This window comes from Pseudodesulfovibrio hydrargyri, assembly GCF_001874525.1.
GTDB lineage: Bacteria > Desulfobacterota > Desulfovibrionia > Desulfovibrionales > Desulfovibrionaceae > Pseudodesulfovibrio > Pseudodesulfovibrio hydrargyri.
Map to the genome: position 1 here is coordinate 937,595 of NZ_LKAQ01000001.1, position 18,898 is coordinate 956,492.

Genomic DNA, 18,898 nt, shown 5'->3' on the forward strand with positions numbered 1-18,898 from the left:
AAGAGAGAAAAATCCCCGGTAAGGTAGCTGTAAAAAAACCGCGTTTTTTCTTGAAGACAGGCGATAAAAGGGGCGTAAGGAGCCGCCCCGGGGCATGGGGACTTGTGGTGATGCGGCGGCGCGCCGGGATGGCGCAACGGGCCGGGCCGCGCGGGGCGCGGGTTCCCCCGGGCCGGGACGGCCGGGGCGGGAAGAAGCGACGGGGTGCGGGAGGCGGCTACGTTTCGTCCGTGTCCAGGCCGAACTTCTTGAGCCGCCGCCAGAGGGTGGTCCGGGGGATGCCCAGGATGGAGCTGGCCAGCCCCTTGTTGTTGCCCGTGGCCTCGAGCACGTGGAGGATGTGCCGTTTCTCGACCTCCTCCAGGGGGAGCAGGCCCGGGGTGCCGAGGTTGCTGAAGGTCAGGTTGAGCAGGTCGGGCGGCAGTTCGCGCAGGCCGATGACCGCGCCGTCGGCCAGCGCCACGGCGCGCTGGACGATGTTCTCCAGCTCGCGGACGTTGCCCGGATAGTTGTACTGGGTCAGGACCTCCATGGCCTGGGACGAGATGGAGGCCACCTCCTTGCCGAACCGGGCGTTGAAGGTCGTGAGGAAATGCTCGGCCAGGAGCGGGATATCCTCGCGCCGCTCGGCCAGGGTGGGCAGGTAGATGCGCACCACGTTGAGGCGGTAGAAGAGGTCCTCGCGAAACTGCCCGGCGGCCATGGCCTCCTGCAGGTCGCGGTTGGTGGCCGCGATGATCCGGATGTCCAGGTCGATGGGCTGGGTGCCGCCCACGCGCAGGATGCGCCGGTCCTGGATGACGTGGAGCAGCTTGACCTGCATGTTCAGGGGCATCTCGCCTATCTCGTCCAGAAAGACCGTCCCGCCGTTGGCCGATTCGAGCAGCCCGATCTTGGTGGCCGTGGCCCCGGTGAAGGCTCCCTTCTCGTGGCCGAACAGTTCGCTCGAGATGAGCTCCTCGGTGAACCCGCCGCAGTTGAAGGAGACGAAGGTCCGGTTCTTGCGCGGGGAGAGGTCGTGGATGGCCTTGGCCGCCCGCTCCTTGCCCGTGCCGGTGTCGGCCTGGAGCAGGACCGTGCAGTTGACCGGCGCGACCTTGCGGATCATGGCGAAGACGTCGAGCATGACCCGGCTGGCCCCGAGGAAGTCCTTGAGCGGCGGGACGTCGTCCAGGGCCTCTTTCAGCCGCCGGTTCTCCTCGCGCAACTCGAGCTTTTCAAGCGCCTCGCGGGCCACGGTGCGGATTTCCTGGAGGCGAAACGGCTTGACGATGTAGTTGGCCGCGCCCTTGGCCGTGGCCTCCACGGCCGAGGCGATGGATCCGTGCCCGGTGATGATCACGGCCTCCACGTTCTCGAACCCGGTCTTGACGGCCTCGAGGATGTCGATGCCGTCCATGTCCGGCAGCTTGAGGTCGATGAAGGCGAGCTGGAAGGGGGCCTCGGCCATGCGCGCCAGGAAATTGTGCCCCAGCCCGAAGGTCTCCACTTCGAAGCCGAGCCTGGTCAGCGCCCTGCCGACCATCTTGGCCGCCTGCCCCTCGTCGTCGATGACCGCCGCGCGGAACCGGGTCATGCCGCCTCCCCGTCGGCCAGGACCGGCAGGCAGACGGTGAAGGTCGTGCCTTCGCCCTCCCGGCTCTGCACGTCCACGGTCCCGCCGTGCTTCTTGAGGATGCCGTAGATGATGGACAGCCCGAGCCCCGTGCCTTTGCCCACCGGCTTGGTGGTGAAGAAGGGATCGAAGATGCGGCTCAGGGTGTCCTTGTCCATGCCGCAGCCCGTGTCGGACACGTCCACGCAGACCCGTTCGCCGTCGGTCCAGGCCGCCACGCCGAGGGTGCCGCCCCGTTCCATGGCCTGGTCCGCGTTGAGAAAGAGGTTGATGAAGACCTGCTGCAGGTAGTGCATATCGCCGTGGATGTCCGGCAGGCCGTCCGGCAGGTCCGTCTCCACCCTGACGCCGTTCAGGGAGAGCTGGTTGCCGACCAGCTTGAGGGTCTGGCGGATGACGTTGTTCATGTCCAGGCGGGCCAGGGGCCGGTCCTCCTCCCTGGAGAAGTCGAGCAGGTTGCGGACCACTTCCGAGGCCCGGCCGGTCTCGTTGATGATGTCGCCGAGCAATTCGCGGACCTCCTCCTCGGGCAGATCCTCGAGTTCCTCGAGCAGGGTGTCGGCGGTCAGGGAGACGTTGTTCAGCGGATTGTTCAATTCATGGGCGATGCCCGAGGTCAGGGTGCCGATGGAGACCAGCTTGCGGGCCTCGATGAGCTGCTCCTGGCGCTCGTCCAGCTGGGCGGCCATGGACTGGAAGGCCGAACGCATCATCACCGAGATGGGATCCTCGCTGGTCAGGTGCTGGATGGCCTCGTAGTCTCCCTTGGCCACGCCGTCCGCGGCGCGCTGCACGTAGTTGAGCCGCCCGAGCATCTTGCGCGCCTGCCAGATGTAGACGGCGGTGATCAGGATGAGGATCAGGGAGCTGGCCGCCAGGGGCATGTACAGGATGCGGTTCAGGGCGTCGTGGATGGTCTGCCGCTTCTTGGCGAGCAGGGCCTGGGCCGCCTCCACCAACCGGGTGCCGTGCTGCCGGGTGCTGTCGGCCACGCTCTTGTCGCCGTTGGCCAGAGCATGCAGCAGCGTGCGGTATGCGGCGATGTCCTCGAGCACGCCGTCATAGGTCCCCCGGCCCAGGATCTCAACGATCTGGGGCCTGAGCAGGGCCACGGTGTGCTCGGCGCGGTCCAGGTAGACCAGGGCCTCCGACAGGCTGCCCGGCTCTGGGTAGAACATGAAGTTCTTCTCGTAGCGCCGGGTCTCCAGGATGTCCGAGACCACGTCGTGGAACTCGTCCATGATGATCAGCCGCTCGCGGAAGGCCACTATGTTCCACCAGTACATGCCCATGGTCAGGAGCATGAACAGAACAAAGGCGAGGACCACCAGAAAGACCTTGATCTTCAACGACTGCATAGCGGCTCCGAATGTTACCCGAGGCCCGGCGGCACGCCCGCCCGCGCGTGCGGACGGGCATGGCCGGAGACAAGGGCGATATTCTCGCCTCAAACGGGTGCAAAAAGCAACTCCCCGGCGGACGCCGCGTTCCGGGCGGAGCCGGGGAGGCTTCCGAATGCCTGTTCCGGGCGCGCGAGCCGGTCAGTATTCCCCGGCCGACAGGTCCACGCCGAACGCCTTCCACTGGGCCTCGGCCAGGACGGTGGCCTTGTCGACCAGCTCCGCCTCCCACGGCTCCAGGACCAGGGTTTCGGCCACCAGCTGCCAGATGTACTTCACCTCGTACTTGTAGTCCGTGTAGTACTTGGGCAGCCGCTTCATGATCTGGTCGCGGCAGTTGGAGCAGCCGACCACGACCACGTCGGCCCCGGTCCGCTTGATCTGCTCGAACTTGTGCCGCCCGTGCCAGGCGGACTGGTCGTCGAACGGGGCGGGCCACATGCCGCCGCCCGCGCCGCAGCAGTAGTTCAGCCCCCGGTTGGGGGTCATGTCCACGAAGTCGTCCACGCACTGGCGGACGATCCAGCGCGGCTCCTCGTAGAACCCCTTGCCGAAGTGGCGCTGCAGTTCCCGGCCGTGCTTACAGGAGTCGTGCCAGGTGAACCGCCTGCCCGCGTTGACCGACTTGTCGAGCTTGATGCGCCCCTCGCGGATGATCCCGACCAGGTAGTCGTAGAGATAGGTGAAGCCGACCTCGTTGTTCGGGTCCTCGAGCACGCAGGCCTCCATACCCTTGCGGCAGCCGTAGGACCCGCCGCCGCAGTCGGGCATGATCATGCGCTCGATGTTGTATTGGTGCATGTAGTCGATCTTGCGCTTGGCCAGGAACTTGTTGGCCGCGTAGTTGCCGGTGAACAGGGCCCAGTCCACGGCCTCCCACCCCTGCGACGGCACGGTCCAGTCCTCGCGGGCCGCGTAGAAGACCTTCCACCACCAGAACTGGTCCTCGAAGTCGCCGTAGACCTCCTTGGAGTTGGGGAAGAAGAGGATTTTCGCGTCCTGCTTGTCCACGGGCACGTAGAAGCCCGGGCACTCCTCGGCCAATTCGCTCCCCAGGTCGGCCATGCCTTCCAGGTATTCCTCGCGGCTGATGGCCAGGTTGTTGCCCGTGTCCACGTTGTTCTGCATGCCCTTGTGCAGGGAGCCCGGGACCTTGTCCCGGTCGCGCAGGCTCTTCATGTGGGCCATGACCGCCGGGATGTCGATGTTCGCGGGACAGGAATAGGCGCACCGCCCGCAGCCGGTGCACAGCCACGGGAAGTCGGAATCGACCACCTCGTCGACCATGCCGTAGGCGAGCATGCGCATGACCTTGCGGATGTCCCACTCCTCCATGCCCGGGGTGGCGGTCACCGGGCAGCCGTTGGAGCAGGTGCCGCAGGCCAGGCACCCGCTGAAATCGAATCTGTTCAGGAACTCCCTGACTTCCGCGTCCAAGGGCTTGGGCATAACCGTCATGGCTCACTCCTTTCGCATCGCCTGGCGCACGCCGCGCCGGGGCGTTCCGGGGGCGGCCGTCCGCCCCCGGAACCGGTTCGGTTCAACGCCGGGTCAGGCCAGGGCCTCGGCCTGGACCACCTGGCCGCCCTGGTCGTACATCAGGCCGCAGCGCAGGTCGAAGTGCCGGTTGACGCTCATGGTCGGACACGGCGCGTTCAGGGCCACCTGGGTCACGGTGGAGCCCAGGAACGCCTTTTCCGGGTCGCGCTCCTTGGAATGGTGGGCCATGATCAGCAGGTCCGCGTCGCCCTGGCGGGCCGTGCGCAGGATCTCCATGGCCGGTTCGCCCATCTCGGCCCTGAACGAGCATTCGGGGATGCCGTCCAGCCGCTTGCCGTACACGCCCTCCAGCCGGGACAGACACTCGCCGCGCCCCTCGCCGCCGGGTTCGCTGACGTGCATGACCACCAGGTTGGCCTTGTACTGTCGGGCCATCTGGCCGCCGTAGGCCACGGCGCATTCAGCCTGGTCCGAGAAGTCCGTGGCCACCACGATGTTGGTGAACAGCGGCTCCTTGCAGGCCACGTCCTTGTGCACGATCATGACCGGGCAGCGGGCGCGCTGGCTGACGCGCTCGAGCGTGCTGCCGGCCATGCCCCACATCTTGGAGCGCCGCTCCTCGTATTCCTGGGTGTGCGGGCCCATGACGATGAGGTCCGTGTTCTTGGACCGGGCCAGGCGCAGCAGTTCGTTGTGCGGGATGCCCGGCACGACCACGATCTGCGCGCCCGGCACGTTGCCCAGGTATTCGTCGTACATTTCGCGCAGCTTGCCGCCGAGCTGGTCGGTCTCGCCCGAGGGCGCGAGGTGCTCGATGGAGCCCCAGCCCTGCTCCATGCCGGCCACGTGGACCAGGTAGAGCTTGGACTCGAACTTGGCGGCGAACTCGGCCGCCGCCCTGACCGCGCAGGCATCGATGCCGGTGGGCGTGACGCCCACGATGATGTCCTTAAACATGACTAGCCCCCTTTGCTTTCCGGTTTATGCGTTCAAACCCGTTTCCTCCCCGTCTTCGGGCGCGGGCTCGGCCCACGCCCTGGCTGCAATGCCCCGCCTGACCGCCGGGGTCATGGTCAGGTTGGCCGAAAGCTGCATGTCCTTATCGGACAGCCCCATGGCCAGCCCCATGAGCTGGGTCAGGTAGAGCACGGGCACGCCCTGGCCGCCCGCCCTGCGCGCCTTGGCTTGGTACGCCTCCAGGTTCATCTGGCACAGCGGGCAGACCGTGACGATGGCGTCGGCCCCGGCCGCATCGCTCAATATGTCGGCCACGGACCGGATGGCCACCTCGGCATGTCCCATCATCAGCGAGGCCCCGCAGCACCGGTTGGCCATGTCCCACTGGTGGACCTCGCCGCCCATGGCCTGGATGAACGGCTCCATGGACACCGGCCTGCCCGGCTCGTCGAAGACCGGATAGGGCCGCAGGATCTGGCAGCCGTAATACGGCGCGATCCGCATGCCCTGGAGCCCGTCGGTGATCTTCTGCTCCACGATCCTGGCGCCCACGTCGTTCTTGAGCACGTCGAGCAGGTGGCGGACCCTGACCCCGCCCCGGTAGTGCAGCCCGGAAGCGGCCAGGACCTCGTTGACCCGGCCGTGCAGGCTCCGGTCGCCGACCACCTCGCGGTCGACCTTGAGCAGGTTGAGGTAGCAGGCCGAGCACGGCGCGAGCACGTCAGTGACGCCCTGGTCCGCCATCTCCTGTTCCACGATGGCCAGGTTGCGCGCGGGCAGGGCGTAATGCATCAGCTTGCTTACCGGCTCGGCCGCGCTCGCCCCGCAGCAGGTCCAGTCCGGAATTTCGACCAGCTCAACGCCCAGCCGCTCCATGACCAGCCGGGTGGACACGTCGAACTCGCGGGCGCTCTCGGTCAGCGAACAGCCGGGATAGTACGCGTACTTCATGACAATCCCTCCATTTCACGGGCCTTGGCGAACAGGGGCCTGAGCACCCCGCCCCGCCCCCGGCCCGGCATGCGCACCTTGCCCTTGCCGAGCATGCGCACCCCGAGCGGGACATAGGAGAGCGGCAGCATGGGGTCGCGGGCCTTGAGAAAGTACCGCTGCATCATGCTCGTCTCCTGGACCCGGCCGTGGGCCTCCACGTCGTCCATGAAGGCGGCGTAGAAGGCCTGGTTCTTCCGCGCACTCCTGCCGCCCTCGATCCCGGCCAGCCTTTTCAGGGCGGCCATGGCCGAGGTCAGCTTCAGGCCGCGCGGACAGCGCAGCGTGCACATGTAGCAGGCCGAGCACATCCAGAACGTCCTGCTCGCCAGTATCTCGTCGAGCATGCCGAACTGGATCATCCGCCACATGGCCCGGGGGGTGATGTCCATGGCGTGCCGGTTGGGGCACGATGCCGTGCAGGTGCCACACTGCATGCACGCGCCCACGGCCTCGCGCAGTTCCTTGAGCACCATCCGGTCGGCCTCCAGGGCCGGGCTCCACGTTTCCCTGACTGCTTGGTTCATGATCCGTCACTCCTTGGCAATGTGTTGCCCGGCCCTAGGCCGGTTCCTCCAGGGCCGCGTCGATGACCGACAGCATCGGCCCGTCGTGGAACCCCTTGAGCACGGTGGCGCTGTTGGGACAGACCGCGGCGCACGCCCCGCACCCCTGGCAGAGGATCTCGTCCACCACGATCCGTTCCTCGGCCATGTCCACGCTCCTGGCCCCGTAAGGGCAGGCGCCGACGCAGGCCTGGCACAGGGAGCACAGGGAGTCGCGCACCGTGGCCACCACGGTCTCTCGAGGAATCTTTTCGGCGTTCAGGATGCGCAGGGCCCGCTGGGCCGCCGCCTTGGCCGAGGCCACGGTCTCGCGCATGCGCCGGGGCCCCAGGGCGATGCCGCACAGGTAGATGCCCTGCTTGAGGAAATCCACAGGCCGCCACTTGAAGTCCGCCTCGCGGTAGAAGCCGTCCTGGTCGATCTCCACGTCGAAGACCTCGAGCAGGTCCTCCACGTCGTTGGGCTCGATGCCGCTGGCGAGCGACAGGATGTCCGGCCGCAGCTCGATCTGTTCGCGCAGGATGGGGTCGAAGCCCCGGACCACGGGCTTGCCGTCCTCGAAGGTCACCTGGGGCGAGGTCAGGTCGTCGTAGCGGATGAAGATCGCCCCGGCCTTGCGCGCTTGGGTGTAGTAGGTCTCCAGGAACCCCTGGGTCATGATGTCCCGGTAGAAGACGTAGACGGGCAGGTCCGGGTTGCGCCCCTTGAGGGCGAGCACGTTCTTGAGCATCTCCGGGCAGCAGACCTTGCTGCAATAGGTCCGGTCCTGGCCGGGGTTTCGCCAGCACTGGATCATGACCACGGACGACAACCCCTTGGCGTCGAGCTGGCCGGTGGCCAGCTGCTCCTCCAGGGTCAGGTGGGTCATGACCGGCTTGTGCACGCACAGCCCGGACTCGTAGACCTTGGCCTCGTGCCCGCCGGTGGCCAGGATGGTCACCCCGTGCTCCAGGGGGAAGACCCCCATGGGGCTGGCGATGGCCGAGCGGAAGTGTCCGGCGCGGCCCCGGGACAGAACCACCCGCGCCTCCTTGAAGACCTTGATGTTCGGGTGCTTCTCCACCTGGGCGATGAGCTCCTCCATGTAGGCGCGCGGGTCCGTGCCGTCCAGCTGGGTATGCAGCCGCATGGCCGTGCCGCCGAGCGACTCCTCGGCCTCCACCAGGCAGACCCCGTACCCCTGGTCCGCGATGGACATGGCCGCGACCATGCCGGCCAGGCCGCCGCCGACCACCAGGGCCGAGCGGACCACGTCCACGGTCACGGCCTGGCCGGACGGGTCCGCGCCCTGCAACCGGGCCACGGCCGTGGCCAGGGAGGAGTATATCTCGCGCGCGGTGCGCCCGTTCCCGTTGCCGTCGCCGCCCACGGTGGCGGTGTAGATGTCGACCACGTCCATGAGCGCGGGGTTCAGGCCGATGGTCCGGCCCAGCTCCTTGAGCCTGGGGATGTAGGCGTACGGCATGCACGCCCCGATGAGCACGCGGTTGGGCTTGTACTCCATGGCCGCCGCCTCGATGTCCTTCCAGCCCTGCGGGGTGCAGGCGCTGCCCACGCGCATGACCTTGCAGACCGAGTGGACCCTCTGCATGCGATCGGCCAGCGCGTCCAGGTCCACGGCCTGTTCCAGGGTCGGGCAGGAGGTGCAGATGGTCACCAGCGTCCGCGCCGGGTCCCTGGACACGTCCGGGTATTCCGGCTCGGGCTCGGCCTCGATGCCCGCCAGGACGTCGTAGGCCTTGATGATCCTGGACGCGGCCTGGGCCGCGGCCCCGGCGTGGATGACCGACTCGGAGATGTCGCGCGGCTCGCCGCAGGCGCCCGCCGCAAACACGCCCACCCGGCTGGTCCGCTCGGGCCGGTACGGCAGGGTGTCCACGAAGCCCCACTCGTTCAGGTCCACGCCCATGGTCAGGGCGAACTTGTCCATGCCCCTGGGCGGCCGCGCCCCGGCGGCCAGGACGACCATGTCGTATTCCTCGGCGACCAGTTCGCCCGCGTCGGTCAGGTATTCCAGCCTCAGCCCCCGGCCGTCGTCGGTCGGCTGAATGGAGTGCGGGCGGCTGCGCACGAAACGCACGCCGTATTCCTTCTCCGCGTTGGCCCGGTAGCGCTGGTACTCCTTGCCCGAGGTGCGCATGTCCATGTAGAAGATGGAGGTCTCGGCCTCCCCGCCCGTGGCCCGCTTGGCCAACAGCGCCTCCTTGATGGAGAACATGCAGCATACCCCGGAGCAGAAATCGGCGTTCTTGTGCGCGTCGCGCGAGCCCACGCACTGAATCCAGGCGATGCGCCCGGCCTTTTCGCCGTCGGGCCGCCGCAGTTCGCCGCCCGTGGGCCCGGTGCCCGAGAGCAGCCGCTCGAACTCCACGGCGGTAAGCACGCCGGGATGACGGTAGTTCCAGATGTCCGCCCCGCCCTCGGGGTCCATGTCCGGGCTGTAGCAGTCGAAGCCCCCGGCCAGGACCACGGCCCCGACCTCGAGCTTGTCCGTGCGGTCGGACAGAATGCGCACGTAGAGCTTGTCCAGCCAGGGCACGAAGGCCTTGCCCGCGAGCGGCTTGACCAGGTATTCGCGCGCGCCCTGCATGACCAGGTTCCCGGCCTGCTCCACGGCCTCCGCATCGGCCAGAACCACCACGGGCAGGTCGGGCCGCAGCTCCCTGGCCCGGGTCAGGACCCGTTCGGCGTCCATGTCGTCCAGGCCCATGCCCACCAGGAGCAGCCCGACCGGTTCGTCCGTGGCGAGCATGTCCACGGCCTCGCGCCCGGACTCGGTGAAGTGCAGCGGGAAGTTCTGCTCTCTAAGCTCCTTCTCCATCATCGCTTTGACCTCGGGGTCGCGGTCGGCCACCAGGATGTGGAACTCCTTGCGCTCCTCGAACTTGAAGTCGATGGCACCGGTGGGGCAGGCCTCGAAGCACTTCCAACAGCGGATGCAGTTGTCCAGGTCGAGCACGTAGTGGTTGGGGATGGCGTGGGGCACGGGCAGGTGGACCGCCGTGCGCTCGGTCAGCCCGGCGTTGAACTCGCTGGGCACGCGCACCGGGCAGACCTCGGCGCACTTGCCGCAGCTGATGCACTTGGCCGGGTCGATAAGCGTGGACTTGCGCTTGAGCGAGACCAGGAACTTGCCGGGCTCGCCCTCCATGGTCTCCACCTCGGTGGACAGCATGATGTCGATGTTGTCGTGGAACAGCCCCTTGCGCAGGCAGAACTGGCTGGAGGAGTCGCGCGACATCAGCGGGAGCATGCGGCACATGCCGCAGTGGTCCGAAGGGAACTGGTGGTCCAGTTGGCTGAGGATGCCGCCGTGGCTGGGCCTGCGGTCGATGAGCGCCACCTTGTGCCCGGTGACGGCCAGGTCCAGGGCCGCGCGGATGCCGCCGATGCCCGCCCCGACCACCAATGCGCCGTATTGCTTTCTCATGTCTCTCCTCCCCTGTGTCGGGCCGTCAATCGTGCGATGATCAGGCCATGTGCGAAACCGCGTCCTGGAACTCGTCTTCCTTGAAGACCGACAACGGCGGCGGTTCGTCCAGGCTGCGGCCCGGCACGTAGTCGAAACTCTCCTGGGTGCGCGCGGCCACGGTGCGGAACAGCTCCATGACCGGGATGTCGTTGGGGCAGGCGTTTGAGCACTGGCCGCAGCCCACGCAGGCCATGGACATGTGGGCCATGCGCGTCAGGTGGTAGAAGACCGTGTCCGTGGGCATCTTGAGCGCCCCCTTGCGCTTGGCCCAGCCCATGTACTGCCACGGCTTGTGCTCGAACACGTCGGTGTTGAAGACGCACTCCTTGCAGTAGCAAACCGGGCAGGCCACCCGGCAGTTGTAGCAGTTGACGCAGGACGAGAGATACTCGGACAGGTCGGTCAGGGTGCCGGTGGCCGCCCGGGTGCGTTCGAACATCGCGTCCCGGCTGGCCGTGCGCACCTGGACCATGGCCTTCAACGCCTCGGCGCGGCCGCCCGCCTCGGCCTCGGACAGCCCCAGGCCGAGGAGCAGGGATTCGCCGCGCGGGCTGGCGGCCATGACCGGGATGTGCCCGGACAGGTCGGCCCCGGCCAGGCCGAGAACGATGTCCGCGTTCTCCGGGGCCGGGTGCTCGCAGGCCATGCAGGCCGGGGCGATCTCGGCCCCGCCGTCGCCGACCCGCTTGTGGAAGTCCAGGGTGGACTCGAACGGGTCGCGGTCGCCGCGAAACGCCTTGTAGCCGACGTTGTCAAAGGCCCCCATGCAGTCCAGGCCGACCAGGATGACGTCGTCGATGCTCCCCTGGTTGAGCTTGACCAACTCGACAAAGGCGCGGATCTCGCACGGCCGCATGACCGCCGCGATGCGCTCGCCCGCCTGGCCCCGGGTCAGCCGGGCCAGGAGCTTGGCGCTGTTCATGGGAAAGGCCGGGGCCAGCGGGTCCGCCCCGGAGAGCTGGGCCGGGTCGGTCACCAGGGTCGGCATGGGCATGCCCTTGCCGAACAGGTGCATGGGCACCAGCACGCCGCCGATATCCTCGCTTTCCATCAACCCGCGCAAAAACTCCTGCACCGCCGCGATCGGGTTGCCCCCGTCGATCCGAATCATTGCCGTGGTAGCCATGTCACGCCTCCCGCGCCCTAGATCACGGCCATGGAACGCGCTTCCATGGGGCCGAGCTCTCTGATTTCGTTGATGAAGTTATTGACCGTCGCGGCGAATTCATTGCCTTCGCTCGCCCCCACCCAGGTCAGCTTGACCCGCCCCTTCTCGATGCCGAACTGGGGCAGGATCTCGTTCAGGAGCTTGACCCGCCGCCTCGCCTTGTAGTTGCCGTTGATGTAGTGGCAGTCGCCCGGGTGGCAGCCCGAGACGAGCACCCCGTCCGCTCCGGAGAGCAGGGACTTGACGATGTACTTGGGGTCCACCATGCCGGTGCACATCATGCGCACCATGCGCAGGTTGGGCTGCTGGATCATCCGCGAGGTCCCGGCCAGGTCCGCGGCCGTGAAGGTGCACCAGTTGCAGACAAAGGCCAGAATGGTCGGTTCGAACTCGCTACTCATGGCGCGCCTCCTCGACGGGCCGCTCCACGGGAATCTCCACAGGATGTCCCTCGCCCTGTTCAGGCGGGAGCCAGCCCGGGACCATCCCCAGGAGTCCGTCTATTTCGTTGAATATCTGTGTCTCGTTGAAGTGCTTGATCCGGGCCGCGCCGCTCGGGCAGTACCCGGCGCACGAGCCGCACCCCTTGCACATGGCCTCGTTGATCACGGCCACGTTGCGCCGCTCGTCGAACTCGATGGCCGAGTAGGCGCACAGCCCCACGCAGACCCGGCAGCCCACGCAGATGTCCGGGTTGATCCAGGAGGTGGTCGGCGAGATGGAGACCGTGCCCTTGGCCGCCAGGGCCAGGGCCTGGGCCGCGCCGCCCGAGGCGTGCGAGACCGCGTCCGGGATGTCCTTGGGCCCCTGGCAGGCCCCGGCCAGGAAGACCCCGTCCGTGGCCGTGGAGACCGGCCCGAGCTTGGGGTGCTCTTCCAGCAGGAAGCCGTCCTGTCCCTGGGCCACGCCGAAGACGCGGGCCACCTCGGTCATGTCCGCCCTCGGTTCCATGGCCGTGCACAGGACGACCATGTCCACGGGCAGGCGCACGTTCACGCCGAGCAGGGTGTCCTCGCCCACCACCACGAGCTTGCCGTCCTCCCGCACGATCTCGGCGGGCCGCCCCCGGATGAAGGTCACGCCCTCCTCCTGGACCCGCCGGTAGAATTCCTCGTACCCCTTCCCGAAGCAGCGCATGTCGATGTAGAAATTGTACACTTGGGTGTCGTGGCCGACCTTGTCCTTGATCAGGTGGTCGTACTTGAGCGCATACATGCAACAGGTCCGCGAACAGTACTCGTGGTAGTTCTTGTCGCGGCTGCCCACGCAGTGGATGATGGCCACACTCTCCGGCTTTTGCCCGTTCTTCATGACGATCTTGCCCCCGGTGGGGCCGACCGCGTTGTTCAGCCGCTCGAACTGGAGCGCGGTGTAGACCTCGTCATAGCGCCCGAAGCCATATTCGCGCATGGGCGTCGGGTCCATGGTGTCGTAGCCCGTGGCCAGGACGATGGAGCCCACGTGGAAGACCTCGCGGGTCTCCTTCATGTCGTAGTCGATGGCCCCGGTGGGGCATATCTTCTGGCAGACGCCGCACTTGTCCTTGGTGATCTTCCTGCAGATCGTCCCGTCGATGACCGGGGTGTTGGGCACGGCCTGGGGCGAGTTGCGGTAGATGGCCTTGCGGTATCCCAGCCCCTCGTTGAATTCGCTGATCGCCTTGGTCGGGCACTTCTCCAGGCAGGCCCCGCAGCCGGTGCAGACGTCCGCGTTGACGTAACGCGGCTTGTGCTTGACCGTGACCGTGTAGTTGCCCACGAACCCGGTGACCTCCTCCACCTCGGACCAGGTCATCAGGTTGATGTTCGGCTCCTGGCTGACCGCGACCATCTTGGGCGTGGAGATGCAGGCCGCGCAGTCGAGCGTCGGAAAGGTCTTGTCGAACTGGGCCATGTGCCCGCCGATGGACGGGCTCTTCTCCACCAGGTGAACCTTGTGCCCGGACTTGGCGATGTCCAGCGACGCCTGGATACCCGCGATGCCCGCCCCAACGACCATGACGTCGGGCAGGACCTCGACTTCGCGCGAGTAGAGCTTCTGGTGGTCCGCCACCCGCTCCACCGCGGCCTCGACTATGTGCCGCGCCTTGGCCGTGGCCTCGATCGGGTCCGCCGTGGTCCAGGAGCAGTGCTCGCGGATGCAGCAGTGCTGCATCAGGTACGGGTTGAGCCCGGCCCGGGCGCAGGCCTGCTGGAAAGTCTTCTCGTGCAGCCGGGGCGAACAGGAGGCGACCACCACCCGGTCCAGCCCGTACTGGCGGATGTCCTTGATGATCATCTCCTGGCCGGGGTCCGAGCACATGAACTGGTAGTCCCGGGACACGACCACGTCCTTGAGGCCGCCCGCGAACTCGGCCACGCCGCCGCAATCGACCTTGCCCGCGATGTTGGACCCGCAATGACAGACATAGACACCGATCTTTCTGGACATGTCCCCCTCCTCCGTGAAAACCGCGCTCACCGCGTGGGTTTGCCGCTGGTCAACTCCAGGGTCAGCTCGCCCACCAGCTTCTTGAGTTCCTCGTTCTCGGCCGCCAGCTCCATGTCGCCTGGAGGCAGGGGCGGCTTCTCGAACACGAGGTGGCTGTTCTCCAGAAAATGCCCCCGCCACTTGTAGTACTGGCCCGGCCGCAGGTCGTGGGCCCGGCAGAGATCGTTGACGCACTCGCCCATCAATCCCGCCAGCACGATCCTGGCCTTGGTCTTGGAATCCCACTTTCTCCTCATCCGCCGACCCTCCTGCCGATATTCCCGGTCTCGCCACCGCCTGCGCTTCCCCCTGGAGAGCCGGAGAGTCCGGCATCCTCCTCCACCGTCCTTGGGCCCGCGCCCCCTGTCCGGCCAACCGCCCGAATCGGAAGGCGAAATCCGTGATCATCAGGATGAACCCACCCCGTGCGCGGGCTACTCACTTTGTCTCCAAGTCAAGATGCGTGCCGTTTCAAACATAGAGAGGAATATGAAGATGATAATGGAGAGACATGCGCAGCTGAACGGCATAACCGCAAAGGAAAACGGACTTTTTCCGTCTTGCCGCACAAGACGGTTCTTGCGCCGCAAGACGGCCGGCCCCGACGGGGAGAGTCGAGAACCATTTTCATTGGGTGTTTAAAACACCTTGCGGTTCGAACCACTCTCCTGACCTCCAAGGGTTTTCAGGCGAAAGGCCATCTCGCCGGACAAGATACCGGAGCGGAGAGGGAGAGAATCCGGGGATGTTTCTTCAAGGATATCGCTGTGTCGAAGGCATTGCCCAGGAATCGTAAATTGTGCTACGTCTGGGGCATCATTCCTGTTGCAACGGGGGGCACCCCATGACGGACATCCTGATCGTCGACGGCGACGCGGCCTTTGCCGGGGGGCTGGCCAAGTCGCTCCTGGAGCACGGCTTCGCGTCGAACTCCTGCAACTCGCTGTCCAGGGCCCTGGGCATCCTGCACACCGGCTCGTTCAAGGCGGTCCTGCTCGGGGACGACCTGCCCGACGGCGACGTGGTGGATTACCTGGCGCATATCCGCGAGGTGCCGTCCTTTCCCGAGGCGATCATCGTCACCCGCAGGCGGGACCCGGACATCGCGGAAAGGGCCATCCAGTCCGGGGCCTGGAACTACGTGACCAAGCCCCTGAACCTGCAACGGCTCCTGGTGTTGCTCGAGCGGGTCATCACCTACCACACCAAGGTCCATTCCGGATTCTGCCCGGTTTCGCTCCGGCGCCAGGGGATCATCGGCAACAGCCGGCCCATGCTCACCTGCCTGGACGCCGTGGCCCAGGCCGCGACCAGCGACATCAACGTGCTGCTCATCGGCGAGACCGGCACGGGCAAGGAGCTCTTCGCCCGGTCCATCCACAAGAACTCGCCGCGCCGGGACAAGCCGTTCGTGGTCGTGGACTGCGCGGCCATGCCCGACACCCTGGCCGAGAGCCTGCTCTTCGGCCACGAGCGCGGCGCGTTCACCAGCGCGGACGCGCCCACCGTGGGGCTGGTCAAGCAGGCGGACGGGGGCACCCTGTTCCTGGACGAGGTGGGCGAACTGCCCATGCCCCTGCAAAAGGTCTTTTTGCGCGTGCTCGAGGGGCGCAGCTTCCGGCCCGTGGGCGGTACGCGCGAGATCAACAGCGACTTCCGGCTGCTGGCGGCCACCAACCGCGACCTGGAACGCATGGTCGAGGGAGGCGAGTTCAGGCGCGACCTGTATTTCCGGCTGCGCGGCATGCACATCCGCCTGCCCGCCCTGCGCGACATCACCGAGGACATCAACGAGATGACCTGCAAGTTCATCCAGCGCCATTGCGAAAAACTGAAGATGTCCACCAAGGGGTTTTCCCCGGACTTCCTGGACGCGCTCATGCACTACCAGTGGCCGGGCAACGTCCGCGAGCTGATCCACACCCTGGAGCAGGCCCTGTCCCGCGCGGGCAACGACGCCGTGCTCTTTCCCCGCCACCTGCCCAAGGCGATCCGCGCCCAGATCGCCCGCCGGGCCATGGAGCCGGAGCACCGGGAAGCCAAGCCGGCCCACCACCACGAGATCGCCCCGCCCGAGGCGTTCCCGGACATGCGCACCTACCGCGACCAGCAGATCGCCCAAAGCGAGGAGCGCTACCTCAAGAACCTGATGGAGCTGACCGGCGGCGACATCCCGTCCTCCTGCCAAATCTCCGGCCTGTCCCGCGCCCGCCTCTATGCCCTGCTCAAACTCTACGGCATCACCCGCAAGTAAAATCACCAACTCTCCGCGCTGATCCGCCCGCGAAGCGGCACCAAAAGGTTTAGGAAGGAAAGGGGGATGGGGGTCCGGGGGAAGGGGGAAAGGAACCTTTCCCAAAGGGTTTCCTTTCCCCTTCCCCGCTTCCCTACACCCAACGCACCACGGCCAGGGTCATGTCGTCGCGTTGGGGGGCGGTGGCGCGGAAGGCGGTCACGGCCTGATTCACGGTGTGGACCAGGCCGGCGGCGTCCTGGTCCGCGTGCTTGCGGACCAGGGCCTTGAAGCGATCCTTGCCGAACATTTCGCCGCCGGGCGAGACGGCCTCCCAGATGCCGTCGGTGCCGATGACCGCGACCTGTCCGGGATCGGCCTTGCCGCTGCCCACGGTGAAGTCGGCGTCCGGGACGACGCCCAGGGGCAGGCCTTCGCCCCGCAGCTCCTCGAACCGGTCCCCGGCCGGGGCGAGGAGCAGGGCCGGGTCGTGGCCCGCGCGGACCCATTCCATGGTCCCGTCCCCGAAAAGTTCCAGGAGAAAGAGGGTCATGAACCGGCCCGAGCCGTCCGTGTCCTCGAAGACCAGGCGGTTCACGGCCCGGACCGCCGGGCCGAGCGGCGCGCCGCCGGACAGGAGGCTGCGCAGGTAGGCGCGGGCCGAGGCCATGGTCAGGGCGGCCTGGACCCCGTGGCCGCTGACGTCGCCCACGGCCACCACCAGGCTGTCGCCGCGATCGGTGCGGCGCGGGATGAAGTCGTAGTAGTCGCCGCCGGTCTCGTCCGAATAGGCGCTGGCCCCCGCGATGTCCGTGCCCGGGAATTCAGGGTCCCGGCCGGGCAGGAGGCTGAGCTGGACCTCCTGGGCCACCTCCAGGGAATTCTGCATGCGCACCTTGTCCCGGAGTTCGGGGATCATGGCGTTGAAGGATTGGGCGAGCTGGCCCACCTCGTCTCGGGAATGCACCCCGACGCGGACCGAGAAGTCGCCCCGAGCCACGCTGCGCACCGCCCCGGCCAGTTCCCGGATGTTCCGGGTGAAGAGCTTGGACAGGAAAAAGGCCATGAGGACCACGACCAGGGCCACGGCCAGGACGACCATGCCCATCTTGGCGTTGTGCTCGCGCACCTGGCCGGCCACATAGCCGCGCGCGGCCCGGGCCTCTCCGACTATGTCCTTCTCGGGCACGATGAGCAGCAGCGAGGCGCCGCTCTCGTCCATGGGCGCGAAGGCCCAGAGCTCGCTGCCCGAGGCCCCGGCCATGCCGACGACGCCCGGTTTCCCGGCCAGCATGGACTCGGCCATGCGCCGCATGGGCGCGGTGTCCTCCGGGGTCAGCCAGGCGTCGCTCTCGGGTATCCACATGTGCCCCATGCCGACCCGCTCGGCGCGTTCGCGGGCCACGATGCGCAGGCCGGGCTCGCGGGTGTCGGGGTCGGTCGCGGGCGCGACCAGCAGGGATTCGGTGCCCTCTGGAAACGGGCTGTTGCGGCTCTCCTCATGAAGGACCGCGTCCACGGGCACAACCAGGGTCAGACGGCCCGAGACCGCCCCCCCGGCGTCCCGGACGGGCGTGTTCAGGGCAAAGACCATGCGCCCGGTGACGCGGTCCACCTCCGGGGCGGCCCAGGTCAGGCCCTGGGGAAAGGAATCGTCTCCGGCCGCCCCGCCCATGGAGCCCATCATGCCCTGCCCGCCGCCCATCATGCCCATGGTGCCGCCCATCATGGCCGAGCGGGCCTCGGGGTAGCGCGCCCGGTCGCCGTTCTTGAGGGCCACGTCGATCCACAGGAGCAGGCCGGGGTGTTCGGCCTTGACCCGTCCCAGGACCGGGGCCAGCCCGGCCAGGGGGCTGTCCGCGCCGCCGGATTCGACGGTTAGCCGGGCGAAGTCGACGTCGAGCGGCCGCCGGGCGCCGGACATGCCCAGGCCGAAATATTCGCTCCTCAAAGCGGCCAGACGGTCCTCCGGCGGGGCGTAGGCGCCGCTCCTCATGTGCTCGTGGCCGGAGAGAATTCCTTCCACCCTGGACGCCAGGAGCCGGGCCGTGGCCTCGAGGAGCTGGCGCTCGCGGTGCAGGATGGCCGCATGGTCGGCCACCACCCGCTCCAGGGACTGACTGGCCTTGTGCACCAGCAGGTTGCCGCTGCGGTCGGCCAGGCTCTCGCCCATGGCGGTCATGTCCCGGCGCACGCTGCCCCAGACCAGGAGCAGGGGCGCCAGGGAAACCAGAAGAAAGAAGATAAGCAGTTTCGAGCGAATACGCATTAATCCATCCTGTCGTTCAAGGGCCGTCCTCCCGCCGAGACGTTCGGGCCGAAACTCGGGGCAAAACCCGTTTCCATCCAGTGTACAGACTCTCCCGTTGCCGAACAGTATATATTTTCCGTCTCCGATCCAAGGACTCGGATTTTGTGCCGTATGCTGCACATAAAATCTGCACATCCGGGACAATTCTGTGCAGTCGCCCGCCCAACAGCCGATTTTCCAGGGCAAAAAAGTGGAATCACGCATCCCCCAACCGTTC

Annotated in this window: 13 protein-coding genes; 1 reads left to right on the top strand and 12 read right to left on the bottom strand. The window is 67.1% G+C overall.

The annotated features are described in order from the left end of the window. Positions 1 to 217 precede the first annotated feature (217 nt). The 11 genes from BerOc1_RS04205 to BerOc1_RS04255 all read right to left on the bottom strand — a co-directional run bounded on the left by BerOc1_RS04205 (position 218) and on the right by BerOc1_RS04255 (position 14,394). A complete protein-coding gene (locus BerOc1_RS04205; RefSeq protein WP_071544439.1) occupies positions 218 to 1,576 on the bottom strand; it encodes a sigma-54-dependent transcriptional regulator in 1,359 nt (452 codons plus the stop codon). Beyond that, the gene (locus tag BerOc1_RS04210; RefSeq protein WP_071544440.1) at positions 1,573 to 2,973 is read right to left on the bottom strand and encodes a sensor histidine kinase; all 1,401 of its coding nucleotides are present in this window, start codon (positions 2,971 to 2,973) and stop codon (positions 1,573 to 1,575) included. The genes BerOc1_RS04205 and BerOc1_RS04210 overlap by 4 nt, the downstream gene beginning before the upstream one ends. 183 nt (positions 2,974 to 3,156) lie before the next feature. Beyond that, positions 3,157 to 4,473, bottom strand: a complete 1,317-nt coding sequence (locus BerOc1_RS04215) for a (Fe-S)-binding protein (RefSeq protein WP_071544441.1) — start codon at positions 4,471 to 4,473, stop codon at positions 3,157 to 3,159. A gap of 93 nt (positions 4,474 to 4,566) precedes the next feature. After that, a complete protein-coding gene (locus tag BerOc1_RS04220) occupies positions 4,567 to 5,472 on the bottom strand; it encodes a universal stress protein (RefSeq protein WP_071544442.1) in 906 nt (301 codons plus the stop codon). 24 nt (positions 5,473 to 5,496) lie between these two features. Then, positions 5,497 to 6,423: a CoB--CoM heterodisulfide reductase iron-sulfur subunit B family protein gene (locus BerOc1_RS04225; RefSeq protein ID WP_071544443.1), complete on the bottom strand. Its 927-nt coding sequence runs from the start codon at positions 6,421 to 6,423 to the stop codon at positions 5,497 to 5,499. After that, on the bottom strand, positions 6,420 to 6,989 hold the full coding sequence (locus tag BerOc1_RS04230; protein WP_071544444.1) for a 4Fe-4S dicluster domain-containing protein: 570 nt from the start codon (positions 6,987 to 6,989) through the stop codon (positions 6,420 to 6,422). Before BerOc1_RS04230 ends, BerOc1_RS04225 begins: the two co-directional genes overlap by 4 nt. 34 nt (positions 6,990 to 7,023) lie before the next feature. Then, entirely contained in the window at positions 7,024 to 10,458 is a 3,435-nt protein-coding gene (locus BerOc1_RS04235; RefSeq protein WP_071544445.1) for a 4Fe-4S binding protein, read from the bottom strand. A 40-nt stretch (positions 10,459 to 10,498) separates the two neighbouring features. After that, positions 10,499 to 11,626: a 4Fe-4S dicluster domain-containing protein gene (locus BerOc1_RS04240; RefSeq protein ID WP_071544446.1), complete on the bottom strand. Its 1,128-nt coding sequence runs from the start codon at positions 11,624 to 11,626 to the stop codon at positions 10,499 to 10,501. 17 nt (positions 11,627 to 11,643) lie between these two features. Next, complete coding sequence (locus tag BerOc1_RS04245) at positions 11,644 to 12,069, bottom strand: hydrogenase iron-sulfur subunit (protein WP_071544447.1); 426 nt, start codon at positions 12,067 to 12,069, stop codon at positions 11,644 to 11,646. Then, a complete protein-coding gene (locus tag BerOc1_RS04250) occupies positions 12,062 to 14,098 on the bottom strand; it encodes a CoB--CoM heterodisulfide reductase iron-sulfur subunit A family protein (protein ID WP_071544448.1) in 2,037 nt (678 codons plus the stop codon). Before BerOc1_RS04250 ends, BerOc1_RS04245 begins: the two co-directional genes overlap by 8 nt. A gap of 26 nt (positions 14,099 to 14,124) precedes the next feature. Further along, a complete protein-coding gene (locus tag BerOc1_RS04255) occupies positions 14,125 to 14,394 on the bottom strand; it encodes a transposase (RefSeq protein ID WP_071544449.1) in 270 nt (89 codons plus the stop codon). Between the two features lie 587 nt (positions 14,395 to 14,981). Between BerOc1_RS04255 and BerOc1_RS04260 the strand changes: the two genes are divergently transcribed. Beyond that, entirely contained in the window at positions 14,982 to 16,391 is a 1,410-nt protein-coding gene (locus BerOc1_RS04260) for a sigma-54-dependent transcriptional regulator (protein ID WP_071544450.1), read from the top strand. 133 nt (positions 16,392 to 16,524) lie between these two features. On the opposite strand, the gene BerOc1_RS04265 is transcribed toward BerOc1_RS04260, so the two are convergent. Next, on the bottom strand, positions 16,525 to 18,639 hold the full coding sequence (locus BerOc1_RS04265) for a PP2C family protein-serine/threonine phosphatase (RefSeq protein ID WP_071544451.1): 2,115 nt from the start codon (positions 18,637 to 18,639) through the stop codon (positions 16,525 to 16,527). Positions 18,640 to 18,898 lie beyond the last annotated feature (259 nt).

What these genes read in the sequence shown, in the direction of transcription:
- BerOc1_RS04230 (WP_071544444.1), bottom strand. Translation starts at nt 6,989, where the DNA reads ATGAACCAAGCAGTCAGGGAAACGTGGAGCCCGGCCCTGGAGGCCGAC.
- BerOc1_RS04205 (WP_071544439.1), bottom strand. Translation starts at nt 1,576, where the DNA reads ATGACCCGGTTCCGCGCGGCGGTCATCGACGACGAGGGGCAGGCGGCC.
- BerOc1_RS04250 (WP_071544448.1), bottom strand. Translation starts at nt 14,098, where the DNA reads ATGTCCAGAAAGATCGGTGTCTATGTCTGTCATTGCGGGTCCAACATC.
- BerOc1_RS04215 (WP_071544441.1), bottom strand. Translation starts at nt 4,473, where the DNA reads ATGACGGTTATGCCCAAGCCCTTGGACGCGGAAGTCAGGGAGTTCCTG.
- BerOc1_RS04235 (WP_071544445.1), bottom strand. Translation starts at nt 10,458, where the DNA reads ATGAGAAAGCAATACGGCGCATTGGTGGTCGGGGCGGGCATCGGCGGC.
- BerOc1_RS04210 (WP_071544440.1), bottom strand. Translation starts at nt 2,973, where the DNA reads ATGCAGTCGTTGAAGATCAAGGTCTTTCTGGTGGTCCTCGCCTTTGTT.
- BerOc1_RS04240 (WP_071544446.1), bottom strand. Translation starts at nt 11,626, where the DNA reads ATGGCTACCACGGCAATGATTCGGATCGACGGGGGCAACCCGATCGCG.
- BerOc1_RS04255 (WP_071544449.1), bottom strand. Translation starts at nt 14,394, where the DNA reads ATGAGGAGAAAGTGGGATTCCAAGACCAAGGCCAGGATCGTGCTGGCG.
- BerOc1_RS04225 (WP_071544443.1), bottom strand. Translation starts at nt 6,423, where the DNA reads ATGAAGTACGCGTACTATCCCGGCTGTTCGCTGACCGAGAGCGCCCGC.
- BerOc1_RS04220 (WP_071544442.1), bottom strand. Translation starts at nt 5,472, where the DNA reads ATGTTTAAGGACATCATCGTGGGCGTCACGCCCACCGGCATCGATGCC.
- BerOc1_RS04260 (WP_071544450.1), top strand. Translation starts at nt 14,982, where the DNA reads ATGACGGACATCCTGATCGTCGACGGCGACGCGGCCTTTGCCGGGGGG.
- BerOc1_RS04245 (WP_071544447.1), bottom strand. Translation starts at nt 12,069, where the DNA reads ATGAGTAGCGAGTTCGAACCGACCATTCTGGCCTTTGTCTGCAACTGG.
- BerOc1_RS04265 (WP_071544451.1), bottom strand. Translation starts at nt 18,639, where the DNA reads ATGCGTATTCGCTCGAAACTGCTTATCTTCTTTCTTCTGGTTTCCCTG.